Here is a 17,810-nt window from a genome sequence, read left to right as displayed (position 1 = left end):
TTGGGCGGATGGCAAGCGGAGGGTGGAAGCAGGCGCATGCTGCCGTGCTGCTTGGCCTTCTGTTGTCCGCAACCTGGGGAGTGGCCGAGCCACAGGCCGCCTCGCGGATCTGCCGCCAGTTGGAGGCCGATCTTGCCTCAGCCTCACGCGGCGGTGGCGGCGGTCCGGCACTGATCCGGAAATACGATTCCGCAATTGCCAGGCAGCATGAGCAGATTTCCAAGGCCCGCGGCCAAGCGAGCCGGGCCGGGTGCGGCTTTTCCCTGTTTGACCGCAACCTCAATCAATGCGCCGGGCTCAACGCCACCATCGACCGCATGAATGCCAATCTCGACGCCTTGCAAAACAAGCGCGAGCGGATGGCCGGCGGTGGCTCGCGCCGTGACCGCGAGCGCATCGTGGCGGCACTTGATGCCAATGGCTGCCGCGACGACACCGTTGCGCCACGGCGCGCGCCCTTGCAGGAGGCGGACCGCGAAGGCGGCGGCACAAACCTGTTCGATCAGCTTTTCGGCGGCAACAGCCAGCAGCTCGATACGCCAGATCCACTTGACCAGCTTGGCGATCCTGGCGAGGAGCGCAGCGTCCGCCGGGTGCTCAACCGGCCCGGCGTACCGGACTTTCCGAGCGTCGGCGGTGAATTCCACACCTCCTGTGTGCGCACCTGCGACGGCTACTTCTTCCCGATGTCCAACTCGGCCTCGGCGAGCGATTTCGAACGCGACCAGAAGAATTGCGAATCGAGCTGCCCAGGCACCGAGATGGAGGTTTTCTACTCGCGCGGCATGGATGACGATTCGGCCTCGATGACGTCATCGGTAACCGGCCGGCCCTACAGCGAATTGCCGACCGCCTATCTCTACAAGCAGCCCGACATGTCGCGGCCACCGGCTTGCGGTTGCAACGCCGCCGCGCAGGGCTTCCAGATCATCGCCGGCAACCCGCCATATCAGGAGCAATCGCAGCCCGAAACGGACGCTGCATCGTTCATCCCAGTCCCCAGTTCCAAGCCAGACCCGGGCGCCGATCCGGAAACCCTGGCCAATCTGGAAGGCGGGCTCGACCGCGAGGCGATCAAGCGGCTTTCCGTCAAGCCGGTGACGTCGCCGGTGTCCGCGCTGCCGCCGGACCAGCGCAAGGTCAGGGTCGTCGGGCCAACGTTCCTTCCCGACCCATCAGCGGCAATAGATCTGCAAGCTCCGGCCCCGAGGGCAGTCCGGTAAGGGCTGTTCTGAGCGGCATGAACAACGCCTTGCCCTTGCGGCCGGTCGCTTCCCTGATCTTGCCCGTCCAGTCTTTCCAGATCGTCCCGTTCCAAGGCTCTTCCGGCAAAAGGTCGAAGGCCTGACCGAGAAAATCGCGGTCGTCATCGGAAAATTCCGGCTTCTCCCGTGGCCCTTCGCGCAGGATACGCCACCAATTGACCGCATCGGCCAGCCTGTCGAGATTGCCGCGCACCGCCAGCCAGAACGGTTCGGCCTGCTCGCCCGATACGCCGAGCACGATCAGCCGGTCTTGCGCCTCGGCGAACGGCATGTGGTGCAGCAGTGTCCGGTTGAGCACGAACAGCTCGTCCGGATCGAATTTGGCCGCGGATCTCGATGTCGCCGCCGGATCGAAGCGTTCGGCGAGTTCGCCCATCGTCGGCACCGCCGCGACATTCTCCGAGGTGCCAACCAGCACGGCCAATGAGGCGACGGCCATCGGCTCGATGCCGTCCTCGCGCAGGCTTTCGATGGAGAGCGCGCCGGTGCGCTTCGACAACCCCTCGCCCGAGGACGTGGTCAAGAGATTGTGGTGGCCGAACACCGGCGGCGCGGCAGCCAGTGCCTGGAACAGCGCGATCTGCACGCCCGTATTGGTGACGTGGTCGTCGCCGCGGATGACATGGCTGACGCCCATCTCGATGTCGTCGACCACGGAGGGGAGCGTATAGAGGTAAGTACCGTCCTCGCGCACCAGCACCGGATCGGAAAGCGAAGCGAGGTCGACGGTTTCCTCGCCGCGCACCAGATCGTTCCACTGGATTTCGGTGCGTTCCGGCTGTTGCGGATCGCCCGAGAAATTGGGGAGGAGAAAACGCCAGTGCGGCCGGCGGCCATCGGCCTGGTATTCGGCGATCTGCTCGTGCGTCAGGGCCAGCGCCTCGCGGCCATAGACTGGCGGCAGGCCGCGCGTTCGGCGCACCTTGCGGCGGAGATCAAGTTCCTCCGGCGTTTCATAGCAGGCATAGAGAACGCCTGCCGTCTTCAACCTCTCGACCGCCGCGTCGTAGATCTCGAAACGCCGCGACTGGTACTCCGTGGCGTCCGGGAAAATGCCCAGCCAATGCAGGTCGTAGAGGATGGCGTCTGAAAATTCCTGCTTCGAGCGCGCAATATCGGTGTCGTCGAAGCGCTGGATGAAGCGACCTTTATTGTTCATGGCAAACAGCCAGTTGAACAAGGCGGTGCGCGCATTGCCGATATGGATGCGGCCGGTTGGCGACGGGGCGAAACGAACGGTAACTGTCATGAGCGGGGCGTACCGGATGCTTTTGCGGTTGACAAGACGCGCCCCCGCGCTGCCCGGCAGACATAGAACATGGCGCACATAATGAAAAGACCGGGGCGGGGCGCCTCAGGCGGCGCATACCCGGCGGCCGGCCGGCGGTTAGAGGTGGCCCCCGGCCGAAGCCGGAGGCCATCTCAGGGTCAGATCACCAGACCCTTGGTCAGTTCCAGCGCCTGGCGCTCGAACAGGCGGCGATAGATGCCGCCTTTCAGCCGGATCAGCTCGTCATGCGAGCCTTCCTCGACGATCCTGCCGCGATCGAAGACCAAGAGCCTGTCGAGCGCCCGCACCGTCGAAAGCCGGTGCGCGATAACCAACGTGGTGCGGCCGACCATCAGCCGCTCCATCGCCTGCTGGATCAGCACCTCGGATTCCGAATCGAGGCTTGATGTCGCCTCGTCGAGGATCAGGATGCGCGCATCGGCAAGAAAGGCACGCGCGATCGCCACGCGCTGACGCTCGCCGCCCGACAGTTTCACACCGCGTTCGCCGACCAGAGTGCCGTAGCCCTTCGGCAGGTTGGTGATGAAATCATGCGCGCTCGCCAGCTTTGCGGCATGCTCGATCTCATCCTGCGTCGCGCTCGGCCTGCTATAGGCGATGTTCTCGGCCAGCGACCGGTGGAACAGGATCGGTTCCTGCTGGACGATGGCGATCTGCCCGCGCAGCGACGCTTGCGCCACCTGCGAGATGTCCTGGCCGTCGACCAGGATCTTTCCCGCATTCACGTCATAGAGCCGCTGGATCAGCTTGACGAAGGTTGTCTTGCCCGAACCCGAATGGCCGACCAGCCCGACACGTTCACCCGGCGCGATATCGACCGAAAAGTCGCGATAGAGCGCCGATCGGTGATTGCCGTAGTGAAAGGTGACGTTGTCGAAGCCGATCCGTCCTTCAGTGATCCGGATCGGCTTTGCGCCGCGCCGGTCCTCGATGCCGAGCGGTTCGGACTGGAAATCGACCAGTTCCTCCATGTCGTTGATCGAGCGCTGCAGATTGCGGATGTGCGTGCCGATATCCCTGAGATAGCCTTGCAGCACGAAGAACGAGGTCAGCACGAAGGCGACGTCACCGGCGCTCGCCTGCCCCCACGACCACAGCATCAGCGCCAGGCCGATCACCGCGGCCCGCATGACCAGCAGCAGCGCCCCTTGCGTGGTGCCGTTGATGGTGCCGCGCACCCAGGTGCGCCGTGTGCGCGCACGCCATTTGGCGACGACCCTGGCGAGGCGGCGCTCCTCGCGCTCCTCGGCGCCAAAGCCCTTGACCACGGCGTTGCAGCTGACCGCGTCGGCCAGCGAGCCGCCGAGGCGCGTGTCCCAGATGTTGGCGAGCCTTGCCGCCGGGGCGACATAGCCAAGCGACAGCATCGCGGTCACCATGATGAACAGCACCGAACCGGCGGCAACCACCGCGCCCATCAACGGCCAGAACCAGCCGAGCAGCAGCGTCGAGCCGACCAGCATGACGACGGACGGCAGCAGCGCGATGAGGATCGTGTCGTTGAGCAGGTCGAGCGCCCACATGCCGCGCGTCACCTTGCGCACGGTCGAGCCGGCAAAGCTGTTGGCATGCCAGTCGGTGGAAAAGCGCTGGACGCGATGGAAGGCGTCGGCGGCGATATCCGCCATCATCTTCAGCGTCAATTCGACGATGCCCATGAAGGCAAGGTTGCGCAAAACAACGCCGGTCAATGCCAGGGCCATCAGCATCGAAAACGCCGTCATCGCGGCATTCCAGGCAATGGCGTCCGCACCGGCGCTGCTGGCGACGGCGTCGACCAGCCGGCCGGAATAGAGCGGCGTCAGGACGTCGGCCAGCGTCGACAGCAGGAAGCCGCCCATGATGAGCGAAAGCCGCCACGGCTGGCGCCGCCAATGGGTGAGCGTGAAGCCAAGGACGCTGCGAAAGGCGCTCGCGCGCAAATCGATTCGAAAACGAGCCATGATGTCATTCGGGCGCGAACGAGCCCGATCCCAGTAAGGTCGAAAATTGAAGAAGCCGCGCATGGGGCCAATGAGCGCCCAGAAGCGGAGTGGCATATTTGGCGTCTCGCCCGTAGTCGGGCGGCGACCGGCATCGGCATAAGCCTGCGCTCGATCCGGAGTCGGTGCGGGGGCAAAGCCCTCGCGGAACGCCAGATGAGACCTAGGCTTCGCGGCCTCGCATTACCATTTGAAATACTGCCATTCGGACCTCCCGCAAATGAATCGCGGAGAGGTCCTTATAGAGACGCCCAGATGCATCGCCAAGATCAGCGCACGCCAAAAGTGTATCTGGTCCAACCACTGCGATCATTTTGCAACAATGGCAGCAAGTCATCGCCGCGTGCCGCTTCATCTGGTCGAAAAGGGCTGGGACGAGCCAGTTGCCGATGCCGCCGCGGCCGCCGCGCGCTTTCAGTGTCTAGCCGCGATCCCTGAACCGGTTGGTGATGGGGTAGCGGCGGTCGCGGCCGAAGTTCTTTTTGGTGATCTTCACGCCCGGAGCCGCCTGCCTGCGTTTGTATTCGGCGATGTAGAGCAAGTGCTCGATACGCGTCACCGTCGCCCGGTCATGGCCGCGCGCAACGATGTCGTCGACGCCCATCTCGTTCTCGACCAGGCATTCGAGGATGTCGTCCAGCACCGGATAGGGCGGCAGCGAGTCCTGGTCGGTCTGGTTCTCGCGCAATTCCGCCGACGGCGCCTTGTCGATGATGTTCTTCGGGATCACCTCGCCCGAAGGCCCGAGCGCGCCCGGCGGCACATGGCTGTTGCGCCAGCGCGACAGTGCGTAGACCTGCATCTTGTAGAGGTCCTTGATCGGATTGAAGCCGCCGTTCATGTCACCGTAGAGCGTGGCGTAGCCGACCGACATCTCGCTCTTGTTGCCGGTGGTGACGACCATCGAGCCAAACTTGTTGGAGATCGCCATCAGGATGGTGCCGCGCGCGCGGCTCTGCAAATTCTCCTCGGTGATGCCTTCCTTGGTGCCTTCGAACATCTGCGTCAACGTATGCAGAAAGCCCTCGACCGGCTCGAAGATCGGCACGATGTCATAGCGGCAGCCGAGCGCACGGGCGCAGTCCTCGGCGTCCTTCAGCGAGTCCTTCGAGGTGTAGCGGTAAGGCATCATCACCGCGCGCAGGCGTTCCTCGCCGAGCGCATCGACGGCAAGGGCGGCGCAGATCGCCGAATCGATGCCGCCCGAGAGACCAAGCACGACGTTCTTGAAACCGTTCTTGTTGACGTAGTCGCGCAGGCCCAGCATGCAGGCGCGATAGTCGGCCTCTTCCCTGTCCGGGATTTTCGACATCGGCCCTTCCGAACAGACCCACCCTTCGCCTTGTCTTTTCCAGGTGGTGACGTCGACTGCTTCCTCGAACTGGCTCATCTGGAAGGCCAGTGTCTTGTCAGAACCTATGGCAAACGAGGCGCCGTCGAAGATCAGCTCGTCCTGGCCGCCAAGCTGGTTGGCATAGATCATTGGCAGCCCGCATTGGATGACCTGGCGGATGACGACCTGGTGGCGAACATCGATCTTGGCGCGATAGTAGGGCGAACCGTTCGGCACCAGCAGGATTTCCGCCCCGCTTTCGGCCAGCGTCTCGCAGATGTCGATATCGCCCCAGATGTCTTCGCAGATCGGAATCCCGATCCGCACGCCGCGGAAATTGACCGGCCCCTGAATCTCGGGCCCGGCCTGGAAGACGCGCTTCTCGTCGAATTCGCCGTAGTTCGGCAGATCGAGCTTGTAGCGCTCGGCGATGATCTTGCCGCCATCGGCGAAGATGATCGAATTGTGCGTGCCGCTCTTGCGCTTTAGCGGCGTGCCGATGATGACGCCCGGGCCGCCGTCGGCGGTATCGGCGGCAAAGTCCTGTGCCGCCTTTTCGCAGGCCTTCAGGAAAGCCGGCTTCAGCACCAGATCTTCCGGCGGATAGCCGGCGAGGAAAAGCTCGGTATAGAGCACGAGATCGGCGCCTTGGCGAGCGGCATCCGCTCTCGCCTCGCGGGCCTTGGCGAGGTTGCCGGCGACGTCACCGACGGTCGGGTTGAGCTGGGCGATCGCGATGCGCAGGATGTCGAGGTTCTTGGTCATGCCTGCTGACTTAGCGCGGCAAATTTCGTCGGGCAATGGCGTTCGTTTGGACCACTTCGGACCGATTGTGGCCGGACTGCCGGCGATCGGTCGTCGCCCATATATTCGCGCAACGCTTGCGGAGAATGGTTGTCGCCGATCGACATCGCCAGGATGCGCGAGATATGGCGGCGCGGCAGGCCCGTCTGCGCCACCCACTGGTTGATCTGGGCCTGGATCTTGTCGAGGTCCCTCTTCGAAGTCGGGGTTTCGGCGATGTCGAGCCCCGAGTCGCGCAATGCCGCCGCCATATCGCCCGAAATAACGAAGGCATCCCAACCCAGCCAACGCAGAAAATACTGGCCGGTGTTGCCGCCGAGCCGGCTGCCATGCTTGCCGAGCCACGCCATCAGCCCGACCTGATCGTCGGCCGGCCAGTTGGCGAGGAATTCACCGAAGCCGCCGTGCTCCTTCGACACACGTTCGACGAAGGCCGCGTTGTCGCGAACGGATTTGATCTTCTGCGGGTTGCGCACAATGCGCTGATCGGAAGCCAGATCGTGCCAGAAATCATCGGGCTGGAACAACAGCCGCTTTGGCTCGAAGCGCAGAAACGCCTCTTCGAAGCCAGGCCATTTCTGTTCGACAACGCGCCAGACGAAACCGGCGGCAAAGACCCGCTCGGCCATAACAGACAGAATGCGATCGTCCGCGATGTCTGCCACGGCGGCATTGTCGGGCGCCGGGCCCAGCAGTGACGAAAGCTCCGCCTCGCCACCCTTGCGTTTTGCGGCACGAGCGCGGATTTTTGCGAAATCGGGCATTCTGCTTGCATCCTCACGTCGTGCTTTTGACGAACCGGCATCTTCCTATATGGAAACCAGGCTGCCAAGCCGCTGCTTTGTATGGAGACATCCATGAACAAGACCGTGCCGGAACTCGCCAATCGCTGGCTGAGGCGAAACCCGGAGAGCCTGAGCGAACTTGAGAGGCGGGTGCTGCAGAGTACCGTCGACCGCAAGCCCATAGCGCAGGACATCAACGACCATCTTGCCGGCCTTCAGGGCGCGGGCGACCGTATCGCCGACGCCATTGCGCGCGTCGGCGGCTCGTGGACGTTCATCCTGTCCTTCATCGCCTTCCTGATCCTCTGGATCGGTGCCAATTGGTGGCTGCTGGGGCGAGAGTCGTTCGACCCCTACCCCTTCATCTTCCTCAACCTCGTCCTCTCGATGATCGCCGCCTTGCAGGCGCCGGTGATCATGATGTCGCAGAACCGCCAAGCGGCGCGCGACCGCATCGACGCCGCCCACGACTACGAGGTCAACCTCAAGGCCGAGATCGAGATCATGGCACTGCACGAAAAGCTGGACGAGCTGCGCCACAGCCAGATCATCGGCATGCGCGACGAGATCGCCCAGATAGCAGAACAGCTGAAACGGATCGACGAACGGCTTGCCCCCCAGACCCAGCCCTCATGACGCAGGCCATCCATCATTTCATCGAACAATATGGGCTGCTTGCTGTCTTTATCGGCTGCGTCGCCGAAGGTGAAAGTGCCGCCATCCTCGGTGGCTTTTTCGCGCACCAGCAGGTCTTCGTCCCGTGGCACGCCTTTGTCGCGGCTGGCCTCGGCGCCTTCGCCGGCGACACCTTCTTCTTCATCCTCGGACGAAGCTTTGCCGACCATCGCTATGTCGTCAGATTGCGCAAGCGACCCGGCTTTCGCCGCGCCTTTCGCCTGCTCAACTCTCATCCCGACATTTTCGTCCTGTCGAACCGCTACGTCTACGGCATGCGCCTCGTCGGCGGCATCGCGGCCGGGCTTTCCAATATCCCCGCGCTGCGCTTCGTCGTCCTCAACGCCATTTCATCGGCAATCTGGGCGGTGCTGTTCGGCACGGTCGGTTATGTCTTTGGACTGGGAGCCGAGCACTTCATCGGCCAGGCATTGATGCGCCACGAGCGGCTGCTGATCGGGCTTGGCATCGGCCTGAGCGTGGCGATCCTTGCCTGGTTCGTCGCCCGTCACATCGCCAGCAGGGAGCGCGCCAGGGAGAGCTGAGCTGGATGTGCTTGAGATTCAGGTTAGGCCGGTATCACCTGAATATCGAGCACCTTCTCTAGATCGGTAGTCCCGTAATCCGTTCGATGATGGCGATGCCCCAGACACCGGCGACGATGAGCACCGAAATCAGCACCGCCAGCGAACCGCAGTCCTTGGCCAGCTGGATGTCGACATTGAACTCGCGGCTGAAGGCGTCGCACGCCGCCTCGATGCCGGTGTTCAGCACTTCGACCATGATCAGCAGCAGCACCGCGCCGATCAACAAGGCATAGCCGCGCCATGAGATCGAAACGAACCAGCCGAGCGGCAAGGCAAGCGCCAGCAGCATCAGCTCCTGCTGGAAAGCCTTCTCGCTGACGGCCAGTTTGCGAAACGCCCGCACCGAATTGAAAAAAGCGTCGATCAGCCGCTGCATGCTAAACCCCTTTCCGAATCACCGGCACGGGATAATGCAATGGCTGGCCAGATCAATGGAATAAGGCGACTTGTCCAAGTTTCATTCAGCGACCGGTATGGACGGTGTCGATTTTTCAAACTGCGGCAGCCCGTCGTTGATCGAATAATAGTCGCCCTTGTCGCCGACGAAGATATGGCATTCGCCCTCAAGGCCTGTCGGCCTGTCGAACGATCCCGCCATGACTGAAATGTAGTCGTGGTCTCGCGGCTTCCAGAACAGCACCGAGCCGCACACCTTGCAAAAACCGCGCCTGGCGAAGGCGGACGCCTCGTACCAGGTGATGCTTTCCGTGCCTTCGATGACGATGTCGGCGTTGGCAACATTGGTCGCGGCATAGAAATGTCCGCTCTGCTTGCGGCATTGCGAGCAATGACAATAGACGACGCCACGCAGCGCTCCGTGCGTTCCGAAGCGGACCGCTCCGCACAGACAGGACCCTTGATGGCCATCACTCATGTCGACCCCTTGTTGAAGAAAATTCTGCCTGGCACGAGCATCGCCATCAGGATTCCAGCTTTGCGGCGGCCACGCGCAAGCAAATGCGACATGTACTGGCGCGGCGAATCCGAAATTCGGTTTCATTCTTAATGCGCGAATTTCGGATTCGACGCCACCAAACTGGCGCTGTCACGGATTGTTGGTGCGAAGATTCAAGCTTCTACAGCCGCAAAATAGAGAAAAACGTGTCCGCTTCTTACAAATTAAGGAAACTTTAGCGCCAGCGCATTTATGGTCACGGCAAGCGAAGGTCGTGGGTGGGGACGCATCCCTTCGCAGGTTGTTCTGGAGTGTCGGTCGCATTCCCCAGATCGGCGACAAAGGGGACCCGCGAATTCCGCGGCGGGATTCGAGGGGAAGAAACAAAAATGCAGCCGGCACCTGTCCCGACCGAACGAAGCACCGACATCGCAGCCAGTGTCATCGCCACAATGCGCCAGCTGGGTGTGCTCGGCCTGCCACGCAACTACGAGATCTTCTACGAGGCCCTGAGCGGCACCAATCGCGAACTCAGCCTCGCCGTCGTTTCGCTGAGCAACCGGCCGACACAGGATGAACTGGACCAGATCGGGCGCACTTTCTTTGCCCAGAACCATGGCCCGGGCATCGTCGAGCATGCCAGGGACGTCATTGCCAGGGAGCTTGAGGAGGTCGCCTCGCTGTTGCGGAGCGAGCGCAGCCACATCGAGAAATACGGCAGGATCCTCGATGAGACATCGAGTGGCCTCAGCGGCCGCAGCCTTCTCTCCCAGGACCTTTTGCAGAAGATCGCCAACGCCATGGCGGTTGCCACCAATTCGACGATCGATCACGGCCGGCAGGTGGCCTCGACGCTCAGCGACAGGACGGCCGAACTCGAGAGCGTCAAGTCGAAGCTCGAGGAGTACAAGCGGCTGGCCGATACCGATCCCTTGACCCATATCTGGAATCGCCGCGCCTTCGACAAGGAAATCACCAGGATCTACAACAGCAACAGGGGCATCCTGTTCAATGCCTTGATCCTTGCCGACATCGATCGCTTCAAGGACATCAACGATCGCTACGGCCACCCGGTTGGCGACAAGATCATCCAGATCATCGCCGACATTTTCCAGACCGGCATTCGCGGCGACATGTTCGTCGCCCGCACCGGCGGCGAGGAATTCGCGCTGATTGTCGAGGGCGCCAGCGAGGATGCCACCTACGAGATCGCCGAGCGCATTCGCGCCCTGATCGAACAGACGCCGTTCACCAGCAGCCAGACCGGCACCAATTACGGCACCGTCACCGTCTCGATGGGCATCTGCATGGCGTCCGAGGCCGAGGGGCCGGAGGATCTCTACACCAAGGCCGACCGGGCGCTCTATCGCTCGAAGGTCAGCGGCCGCAACCGCGTCACCAAGCACTCGACGATGGCCGGTCGGGCCGGCAAAAGCTGGCTGCTTTACAAGAAGGACTGAGCTTCCCCGCCGATCGCCGCTGCGAATTGTCTTGCGCCATCCCTTTCCATATGAATTTCTGTGGGCTATATTTTCCACAGAAATAGAAAGGCGCCGCGATGCAACCTCAAACCGCTGCCAAGACAGCCGAGAATGCAGTCCTTACCAAGGCAACGCTGCGCGCGGCCGATCTGCTGGACATCACAGCCAGGATGCTTGCCTCGGTAATAGGCGTTTCGGAGGCCACGGTTTCGCGCATGCGCAGGGATGAATTCCTGCTCGAGCGCGGCACCAAGCCATTCGAACTCGCCGTGCTGTTCGTCAGGCTGTTCCGCTCGCTCGACGCCATAGTCGGCGGCGACGCGGCTGTCGCCCGGGCATGGCTGAAGAACGCCAACACGGCGTTCGACGCCGCTCCGCTTGAAAAAATCCTCACCATCACCGGACTTGTCGATGTCATCGCCTATCTGGACTCCCGTCGCGCTCTCGTCTGAGGCCGTCGGGATCGACGGCAAATACTGGCGCATGGTCGAGGCGCAGCACCACGTCTCGACGCTGAAAATCGTCGACACGCTCGACGAGCAGGCGATACTGGAAGACTTGATCGAGGAAACCAAGCCGCGGATCCCGCTCGAATGCCGCCATCTCCACTATCTCCTGGCGACGCCCTTCCGCTACGGCTCGGTCTATCCGCACGGTTCGCGCTTCCGCCGCGCCGGCAGGACCAAGGGCGTCTACTACGCGGCCGGGACCGTGATGACGGCGGTTGCCGAAATGGCCTTCTACCGGCTGCTGTTCTTTGCCGAGTCGCCCAAAACACCCTGGCCGAGCGACGCCGCCGAATACACGGCCTTTGCCGCCGCGATCAAATGCGCCAGGGCGATCGATCTCACCCGGAAGCCGCTTGATCGCGACGCGGCTGCCTGGACACATCCGACCGATTACGCGGCTTGCCAGGCCCTTGCCGATGCCGCCCGCGAGGCCGGGCTGGAGGCGATCCGCTACCGCTCGGCGCGTGACCCCAAAGGTGCCAACATAGCGCTGCTGACCTGCCGCGGCTTTGCCAAGGCCAAGCCGATGGAGCCACGGACCTGGCGGATCCGCCTGGGCGCGTTCGGTGTGCAGGCGATCTGCGAATTTCCTGAAAAACGGATCGAGTTTTCCAGAACCGCCTTTGCCGATCCCCGTCTCGCTGGCCTGCGCTGGGAACGCGGCCGCTGAACCAAAAACGAAAAAGGCGCCGAATTTCTCCGGCGCCTTTTTATGATTTCATTCGGACCGCGGCGAAAATCAGCCGTTCACGGCCTGCTTGTGCTGCACCGGGTGGCTCTTCTTCAAGAGATCCGAGACCAGGAAGGCCAGTTCGATCGCCTGGTCGGCGTTGAGGCGCGGATCGCAATGGGTGTGGTAGCGGTCCTGCAACTCTTCGGCGGTGATGGCGCGCGCGCCACCGGTGCATTCGGTGACGTTCTTGCCGGTCATCTCGATATGGATGCCGCCCGGATGCGTGCCTTCGGCGCGATGCACCTCGAAGAAGGTCTGCACCTCCTTCAGGATGCGGTCGAACGGCCGCGTCTTGTAGCCGGCCGCCTCTATCGTGTTGCCGTGCATCGGGTCCGAAGACCACACCACGCTGCGGCCTTCCTTCTTCACCGCGCGGACCAGCTTCGGCAGATGGTCGGCGACCTTGTCGGAACCGAAGCGCGCGATCAGCGTCAGCCGGCCGGGCTCGTTGTCGGGGTTGAGCAGATCGATCAGTTCCAGCAACCCGTCCGGCGTCAGCGACGGTCCGCATTTCAGGCCGAGCGGGTTCTTGATGCCGCGGCAATATTCGACATGCGCATGGTCGGGCTGGCGTGTGCGGTCGCCGATCCAGATCATATGGCCTGAGGTGGCGTACCAGTCGCCGGAAGTCGAATCGACGCGGGTCAGCGCCTCCTCGTAGCCGAGCAGCAACGCCTCGTGGCTGGTGTAGAAATCGGTTTCGCGCAGGGCGTAGTTGGTTTCCGAGGTGATACCGACGGCCTTCATGAAGTCCATCGTCTCGGTGATACGATTGGCAAGCGATTCATACTTCTCGCCTTGCGGACTGTCGGACACGAAGCCGAGCATCCAGCGATGCACATTCTCCAGGCTGGCATAGCCGCCCTGCGCGAAGGCGCGCAGAAGGTTGAGTGTCGCCGCCGACTGGCGGTACGCCATCTCCTGGCGGGCAGGATCGGGAATGCGCGACTTGGCGTCGAATTCGATGCCGTTGATGATGTCGCCGCGATAGCTGGGCAGCGTCACCCCGCCCTTGGTCTCGTTGTCTGACGAGCGCGGCTTGGCGAACTGGCCAGCAACGCGGCCGACCTTGACCACCGGCTGCGCGCCGGCGAAGGTGAGCACCACCGACATCTGCAGGAACACGCGGAAGAAGTCGCGGATGTTGTCCGCGCCATGCTCGGCGAAGCTCTCGGCGCAATCGCCGCCCTGGAGAAGGAATGCGTCACCGGCAGCGACGGCCGCAAGCTGCTTCTTCAGCTTGCGTGCCTCACCTGCAAAAACCAGCGGCGGAAAGGTCGCGAGTTGGGCTTCCGTGGTCTTCAGCGCGGCAAGGTCCGGATAGGCAGGAACCTGCTTGATCGGCATCGCTCTCCAAGAATTCGGCGACCATTTCGTCATCGCTGCACCCAACGCTCTTTCCGAGCAACTCCAGGAAAAGCGTGAAACGGTTTTCCGTCCGGAATTGCGTCAAACAACAAAAGCAAGCGCCATCGCCCGCCAACCCGCCCCATATGGGGATCGCGGCTCCATACACGAAGCCGATTTCCTATTCTAGACCGGATTTGGCCGCGTGGCGAATGGCGGCCTGGCGAGGCGCTGTCCTACCCCTGCCCTACGCCGCCGCCTTCTCCACCAGCCGCGCCAGTTGCGTCATGACGACCGCGGAGCCCGCCAGCCGCTTCTCGGCCGTTGGCCAGTCGCGCACGAACACGACGCTGTGGTCCGGCCGGATCTTGGCCAGCGAGCCCTGCTCGCCGATGAACCGGACCAGCCCGACCGGGTTGGAGAATTCACGCTTGCGGAAATGGATGACGACGCCCTTCGGGCCGGCGTCGAGCTTCTCGACATTGGCCTTGCGGCAGAGCGCCTTGATGAAGACGATCTTGAGGAGATGCTTGACCTCCTCCGGCAGCGGGCCGAAGCGGTCGATCAGCTCGGCGCCGAAAGCATCGATCTCCTCGGTGTTTTCAAGATCGCCGAGACGGCGATAGAGCGCCAGCCTGAGCTGCAGGTCCGGAACATAGCTTTCCGGGATCATCACCGCCGTGCCGACGGCGATCTGCGGCGACCAGCCGCCATCCTGAACCTCGCCGGAATCCTTCACCTCGGCGACGGCTTCTTCCAGCATCTGCTGGTAGAGTTCGAAGCCGACCTCCTTGATGTGGCCGGACTGCTCTTCGCCCAGAAGATTGCCCGCGCCTCTGATGTCGAGGTCGTGGCTGGCCAGTTGGAAGCCGGCGCCCAGCGTGTCGAGCGATTGCAGCACTTTTAGCCGGCGCTCGGCGGTGTCGGTCAGCTTGCGGTTGGCCGGCAGCGTGAACAGCGCATAGGCGCGCACCTTCGAACGCCCGACGCGCCCGCGCAATTGGTAGAGCTGCGACAGGCCGAACATGTCGGCGCGATGGATGATCAGCGTGTTGGCGGTTGGGATGTCGAGGCCGGATTCGACGATGGTGGTCGACAGCAGCACGTCGTACTGGCCGTCGTAGAAGGCATTCATGATGTCGTCGAGTTCGCCCGGCGGCATCTGGCCATGGGCCACCGCAACTTTCAATTCAGGCACGGATTCTCTCAGGAAATCATGGATTTCCGCCAGATCACTGATGCGCGGAACGACATAGAAGGAATGCCCGCCGCGATAACGTTCGCGAAGCAGCGTCTCGCGGATCACCAGCGGATCGAAGGGCGAGATGAAGGTGCGCACCGCCAGGCGGTCGACCGGCGGCGTAGCGATCAGCGACAGCTCGCGCACACCGGTCAGTGCCAGTTGCAGCGTACGCGGGATCGGCGTCGCCGACAGCGTCAGCACGTGCACATCGGTTTTCAGGTCCTTCAGCCGTTCCTTGTGCTTGACGCCAAAGTGCTGCTCCTCGTCGATGATCAGCAGCCCAAGACTCTTGAACGAGATCGCGGACCCAAGCAGCGCATGGGTGCCGATGACGATGTCGACCTGGCCCTCGGCAATGCCCTTCTTCGTTTCCGCCAGCTCCTTGGCACCGACCAGACGCGAGGCCTGGGCAACGCGGATCGGCAGGCCTGAGAAACGCTGCGAAAACGTCTTGAAATGCTGGCGCGACAACAGTGTCGTCGGCACCACCACCGCCACCTGAAATCCTTCCATCGCCGCGATGAAGGCGGCCCGCAACGCGACCTCGGTCTTGCCGAAGCCGACATCGCCGCAGATCAGCCGGTCCATCGGCTTGCCGGCGCCAAGATCGTCGCGCACGGAGTCGATCGCCGTCTGCTGATCGTCGGTCTCCTCATACGGGAAGCGGGCGGCGAACTCGCCATAGAGGCCTTCGGCCGGCACCAGCGCCGGTGCGGCGCGCATCTGCCGTTCGGCGGCGATGCGGATCAATTGCCCGGCCATGTCGAGCAGGCGTTTCTTCAGCCGCGCCTTGCGCGACTGCCAGGCTCCGCCGCCGAGCTTGTCCAGCGTCGCTTCGGCCGAATCCGAGCCATAGCGCGAAAGAAGCTCGATATTCTCGACCGGCAGGAACAGCCGGTCATCGCCGGCATAGTGGATTTCCAGGCAGTCATGCGGCGCGCCGACCGCTTCGATGGTGCGCAGGCCGATGAAGCGGCCAATGCCGTGGTCGGCATGGACGACGATGTCGCCCGCCGACAGCGCCGAGGCCTCGGCGATGAAGTCCGACGGACGCTTCTTGCGCTTCGAGCGCCGGATCAGCCGGTCGCCGAGAATGTCCTGTTCGGCGACGACAACCAGTTTTTCGGTCTCGAAGCCGGATTCGAGCGGCAGCACGGCGAGAGCCGCCTGCCCCGGCTCAAGCTTTTCGGCTTCCGCCAGCGTCGCGACCTGCTTGAGGTTGCCGAGGTGGTGCTCGCCAAGGATCTGGCCAAGCCGGTCGAGTGAGCCTTCTGTCCAGCCGGCGATGACGACGCGGCGGCGCGCCGCGCGCTCGTCGGCGATGTGTTTGACGACGACATCAAAGACATTGACGTTCGGGTCGGCGCGTTCCTCGACGAATCTGCGGCCGTGCCGCGAACCGGAGTGAAAGACCTTTTTCGCGCCGGCATCGGGCGCATCGAACGGCGTGAAATCGATCGCTTCGCGCGGCCCGAGCGAGGCGATCAGGTTTTCCGGCGAAAGATAAAGCAGATCCGGCGGCACCGGCTTGTAGGGCACGGCGTCCTTCAAGGCACTATCGGCCTGCTTCTTGCGCGCCTCGTAGTGATCGAGGATCAGCGTGTGGCGTTCGGCCAGTGCCTCATGCGCCAGGTGATCGAAGACGACAGGTGTATCGGTGAGATAGTCGAACACCGTCTCCAACCGCTCGTAGAAGAACGGCAGCCAGTGCTCCATGCCGGCGAAGCGTCGTCCTTCACTGACCGCCGCATAGAGCCCGTCGTCGCGCTGCGGTGCGCCAAAAGCTTCGATATAGGAGCGGCGAAAGCGGCTGATAGTTTCCGGCGTCAGCGCCACTTCGCTCATCGCTTGCAGCGCCATCGACTTGCGTTGGCCGGTGGTGCGCTGGGTGGCGGCATCGAAGACACGAATCGATTCCAGCGTGTCACCGAAGAAGTCGAGCCTGAGCGCCTCGGTCCAGCCGGGAGCAAACAGGTCGAGAATGCCGCCGCGCACCGCGAATTCGCCGATGCCGCGCACCGTCGGCACGCGCTCGAAGCCGGATGTTTCCAGCCGCGACACCAGTGCGTTCATGTCGATCTGGTTACCGGGCCTGGCGTGAAAAGTCTGTGCCTCGACCAGTTCAGCCGGCGGAATCCGCTGCAGCAGTGCATTGGCGGTGGTGAGGATGACGGCGCGGTGCGGCTTTTTCGCCAGCGCGATCATGGCGGTCAGCGCATCGAGGCGCTTGGCGGCGGCGTCCGAACCAGGCGAGACGCGGTCGTAGGGCAGACAATCCCAGGCCGGTAGTTCGAGAATCGGCAGACCTGGCGCCGCGAAGGACAGCGCCTCGATGATCGCCGGCAGGCGCTGGCCGTCGCGCGCCACGAACAGCACCGGCTTGTCGGGCGCGATCTCGAGTGCCGCCTGCACCAGCGCGAAAGCTTCGTAGCCGTCGGCGACGCCGTCGACGATAAACTGGCCGGCGCGGCCTTTCGGCAGACCGATGGTGGGAATGAGGCTCATGAAATCACGTCGTTTTGAATGTGGTTGTTCAAAATGTCAGGGAGTGGCGGAATGCCAGGATCTTTTGCAGGACGGCACAATCGATGTCCGCCGGGACCGGGCGTTCGCCGGTGACCATGGGCAGGAATTCGGTGTCGGGAATGTCGAGGAGCTTCTCATATTGGTCGATTTCCTCGCCGGTCAAGGCGCCGATCTCGGCGTCGGCGAAAGTGCCAAGGATCAGGTCCATCTCGCGCATACCGCGATGCCAGGAGCGAAACAGAAGCTTGCGGCGGTGGGCGTCCAGCCCCTCGCTTGATCTCGTCGTTCCGGTCATTGTGCCGCATCCTCACTTGCTGCGGCGCATATAGCGTGGATAGAAGGTGCTGTCAGCCT

16 protein-coding genes are annotated in these 17,810 nt (G+C 62.9%); 7 read left to right on the top strand and 9 right to left on the bottom strand.

What is annotated here, in order from left to right; genetic code table 11:
• Window positions 1–8: 8 nt before the first annotated feature.
• Complete coding sequence (locus NKG99_RS22730) at window positions 9–1,223, top strand: DUF2865 domain-containing protein (protein WP_352870870.1); 1,215 nt, start codon at window positions 9–11, stop codon at window positions 1,221–1,223.
• On the opposite strand, the gene gltX is transcribed toward NKG99_RS22730, so the two are convergent.
• The 4 genes from gltX to NKG99_RS22710 form a co-directional block, all read right to left on the bottom strand.
• Entirely contained in the window at window positions 1,141–2,514 is a 1,374-nt protein-coding gene (gene gltX / locus NKG99_RS22725) for a glutamate--tRNA ligase (protein WP_352870869.1), read from the bottom strand. The two genes, NKG99_RS22730 and gltX, sit on opposite strands and share 83 nt — an antisense overlap.
• A gap of 179 nt (window positions 2,515–2,693) precedes the next feature.
• On the bottom strand, window positions 2,694–4,499 hold the full coding sequence (locus NKG99_RS22720) for an ABC transporter ATP-binding protein (RefSeq protein WP_352870868.1): 1,806 nt from the start codon (window positions 4,497–4,499) through the stop codon (window positions 2,694–2,696).
• Window positions 4,500–4,959: 460 nt separating this feature from the next.
• Window positions 4,960–6,636 carry an NAD+ synthase gene (locus NKG99_RS22715; RefSeq protein WP_352870867.1) on the bottom strand — a complete coding sequence of 559 codons (1,677 nt, stop codon included), beginning with the start codon at window positions 6,634–6,636 and terminating at the stop codon, window positions 4,960–4,962.
• On the bottom strand, window positions 6,633–7,439 hold the full coding sequence (locus NKG99_RS22710; RefSeq protein WP_352870866.1) for a DNA-3-methyladenine glycosylase I: 807 nt from the start codon (window positions 7,437–7,439) through the stop codon (window positions 6,633–6,635). Before NKG99_RS22710 ends, NKG99_RS22715 begins: the two co-directional genes overlap by 4 nt.
• Window positions 7,440–7,532: 93 nt before the next feature.
• On the opposite strand from NKG99_RS22710, the gene NKG99_RS22705 reads away from it, so the two are divergent.
• Window positions 7,533–8,096, top strand: a complete 564-nt coding sequence (locus NKG99_RS22705) for a DUF1003 domain-containing protein (RefSeq protein ID WP_352870865.1) — start codon at window positions 7,533–7,535, stop codon at window positions 8,094–8,096.
• On the top strand, window positions 8,093–8,680 hold the full coding sequence (locus NKG99_RS22700; protein WP_352870863.1) for a DedA family protein: 588 nt from the start codon (window positions 8,093–8,095) through the stop codon (window positions 8,678–8,680). The genes NKG99_RS22705 and NKG99_RS22700 overlap by 4 nt, the downstream gene beginning before the upstream one ends.
• A gap of 58 nt (window positions 8,681–8,738) precedes the next feature.
• On the opposite strand, the gene NKG99_RS22695 is transcribed toward NKG99_RS22700, so the two are convergent.
• Both NKG99_RS22695 and NKG99_RS22690 read right to left on the bottom strand, forming a co-directional pair.
• The gene (locus NKG99_RS22695; RefSeq protein ID WP_292179283.1) at window positions 8,739–9,098 is read right to left on the bottom strand and encodes a diacylglycerol kinase; all 360 of its coding nucleotides are present in this window, start codon (window positions 9,096–9,098) and stop codon (window positions 8,739–8,741) included.
• 81 nt (window positions 9,099–9,179) lie between these two features.
• Window positions 9,180–9,596, bottom strand: a complete 417-nt coding sequence (locus tag NKG99_RS22690; protein WP_352870862.1) for a GFA family protein — start codon at window positions 9,594–9,596, stop codon at window positions 9,180–9,182.
• A 410-nt stretch (window positions 9,597–10,006) separates the two neighbouring features.
• Here NKG99_RS22690 and NKG99_RS22685 point away from each other — a divergent pair, with 410 nt between their 5' ends.
• The 3 genes from NKG99_RS22685 to NKG99_RS22675 all read left to right on the top strand — a co-directional run bounded on the left by NKG99_RS22685 (window position 10,007) and on the right by NKG99_RS22675 (window position 12,277).
• A complete protein-coding gene (locus tag NKG99_RS22685; RefSeq protein WP_352870861.1) occupies window positions 10,007–11,077 on the top strand; it encodes a diguanylate cyclase in 1,071 nt (356 codons plus the stop codon).
• A 98-nt stretch (window positions 11,078–11,175) separates the two neighbouring features.
• Window positions 11,176–11,550, top strand: a complete 375-nt coding sequence (locus tag NKG99_RS22680; RefSeq protein ID WP_183451823.1) for an MbcA/ParS/Xre antitoxin family protein — start codon at window positions 11,176–11,178, stop codon at window positions 11,548–11,550.
• Window positions 11,510–12,277, top strand: a complete 768-nt coding sequence (locus NKG99_RS22675) for an RES family NAD+ phosphorylase (RefSeq protein WP_352870860.1) — start codon at window positions 11,510–11,512, stop codon at window positions 12,275–12,277. Before NKG99_RS22680 ends, NKG99_RS22675 begins: the two co-directional genes overlap by 41 nt.
• A gap of 69 nt (window positions 12,278–12,346) precedes the next feature.
• On the opposite strand, the gene NKG99_RS22670 is transcribed toward NKG99_RS22675, so the two are convergent.
• Window positions 12,347–13,720 (bottom strand): class II 3-deoxy-7-phosphoheptulonate synthase, encoded by a 1,374-nt coding sequence (locus NKG99_RS22670; protein ID WP_352870859.1) that lies wholly within the window; start codon window positions 13,718–13,720, stop codon window positions 12,347–12,349.
• On the opposite strand from NKG99_RS22670, the gene NKG99_RS22665 reads away from it, so the two are divergent.
• The gene (locus NKG99_RS22665; RefSeq protein ID WP_352870913.1) at window positions 13,677–13,877 is read left to right on the top strand and encodes a hypothetical protein; all 201 of its coding nucleotides are present in this window, start codon (window positions 13,677–13,679) and stop codon (window positions 13,875–13,877) included. The genes NKG99_RS22670 and NKG99_RS22665 overlap by 44 nt on opposite strands.
• Window positions 13,878–13,934: 57 nt before the next feature.
• Here NKG99_RS22665 and mfd read toward each other — a convergent pair whose 3' ends face one another.
• The gene (gene mfd / locus NKG99_RS22660) at window positions 13,935–17,435 is read right to left on the bottom strand and encodes a transcription-repair coupling factor (protein WP_352870857.1); all 3,501 of its coding nucleotides are present in this window, start codon (window positions 17,433–17,435) and stop codon (window positions 13,935–13,937) included.
• Between the two features lie 28 nt (window positions 17,436–17,463).
• A complete protein-coding gene (locus tag NKG99_RS22655; RefSeq protein ID WP_352870856.1) occupies window positions 17,464–17,751 on the bottom strand; it encodes a succinate dehydrogenase assembly factor 2 in 288 nt (95 codons plus the stop codon).
• Window positions 17,752–17,810: the final 59 nt, after the last annotated feature.

Source organism: Mesorhizobium sp. M1409 (assembly GCF_040317535.1).
Taxonomy (GTDB): Bacteria; Pseudomonadota; Alphaproteobacteria; order Rhizobiales; family Rhizobiaceae; genus Mesorhizobium.
Note: the sequence above shows the minus strand (reverse complement) of the source record. Positions and strands in the feature narration are given on the sequence as shown.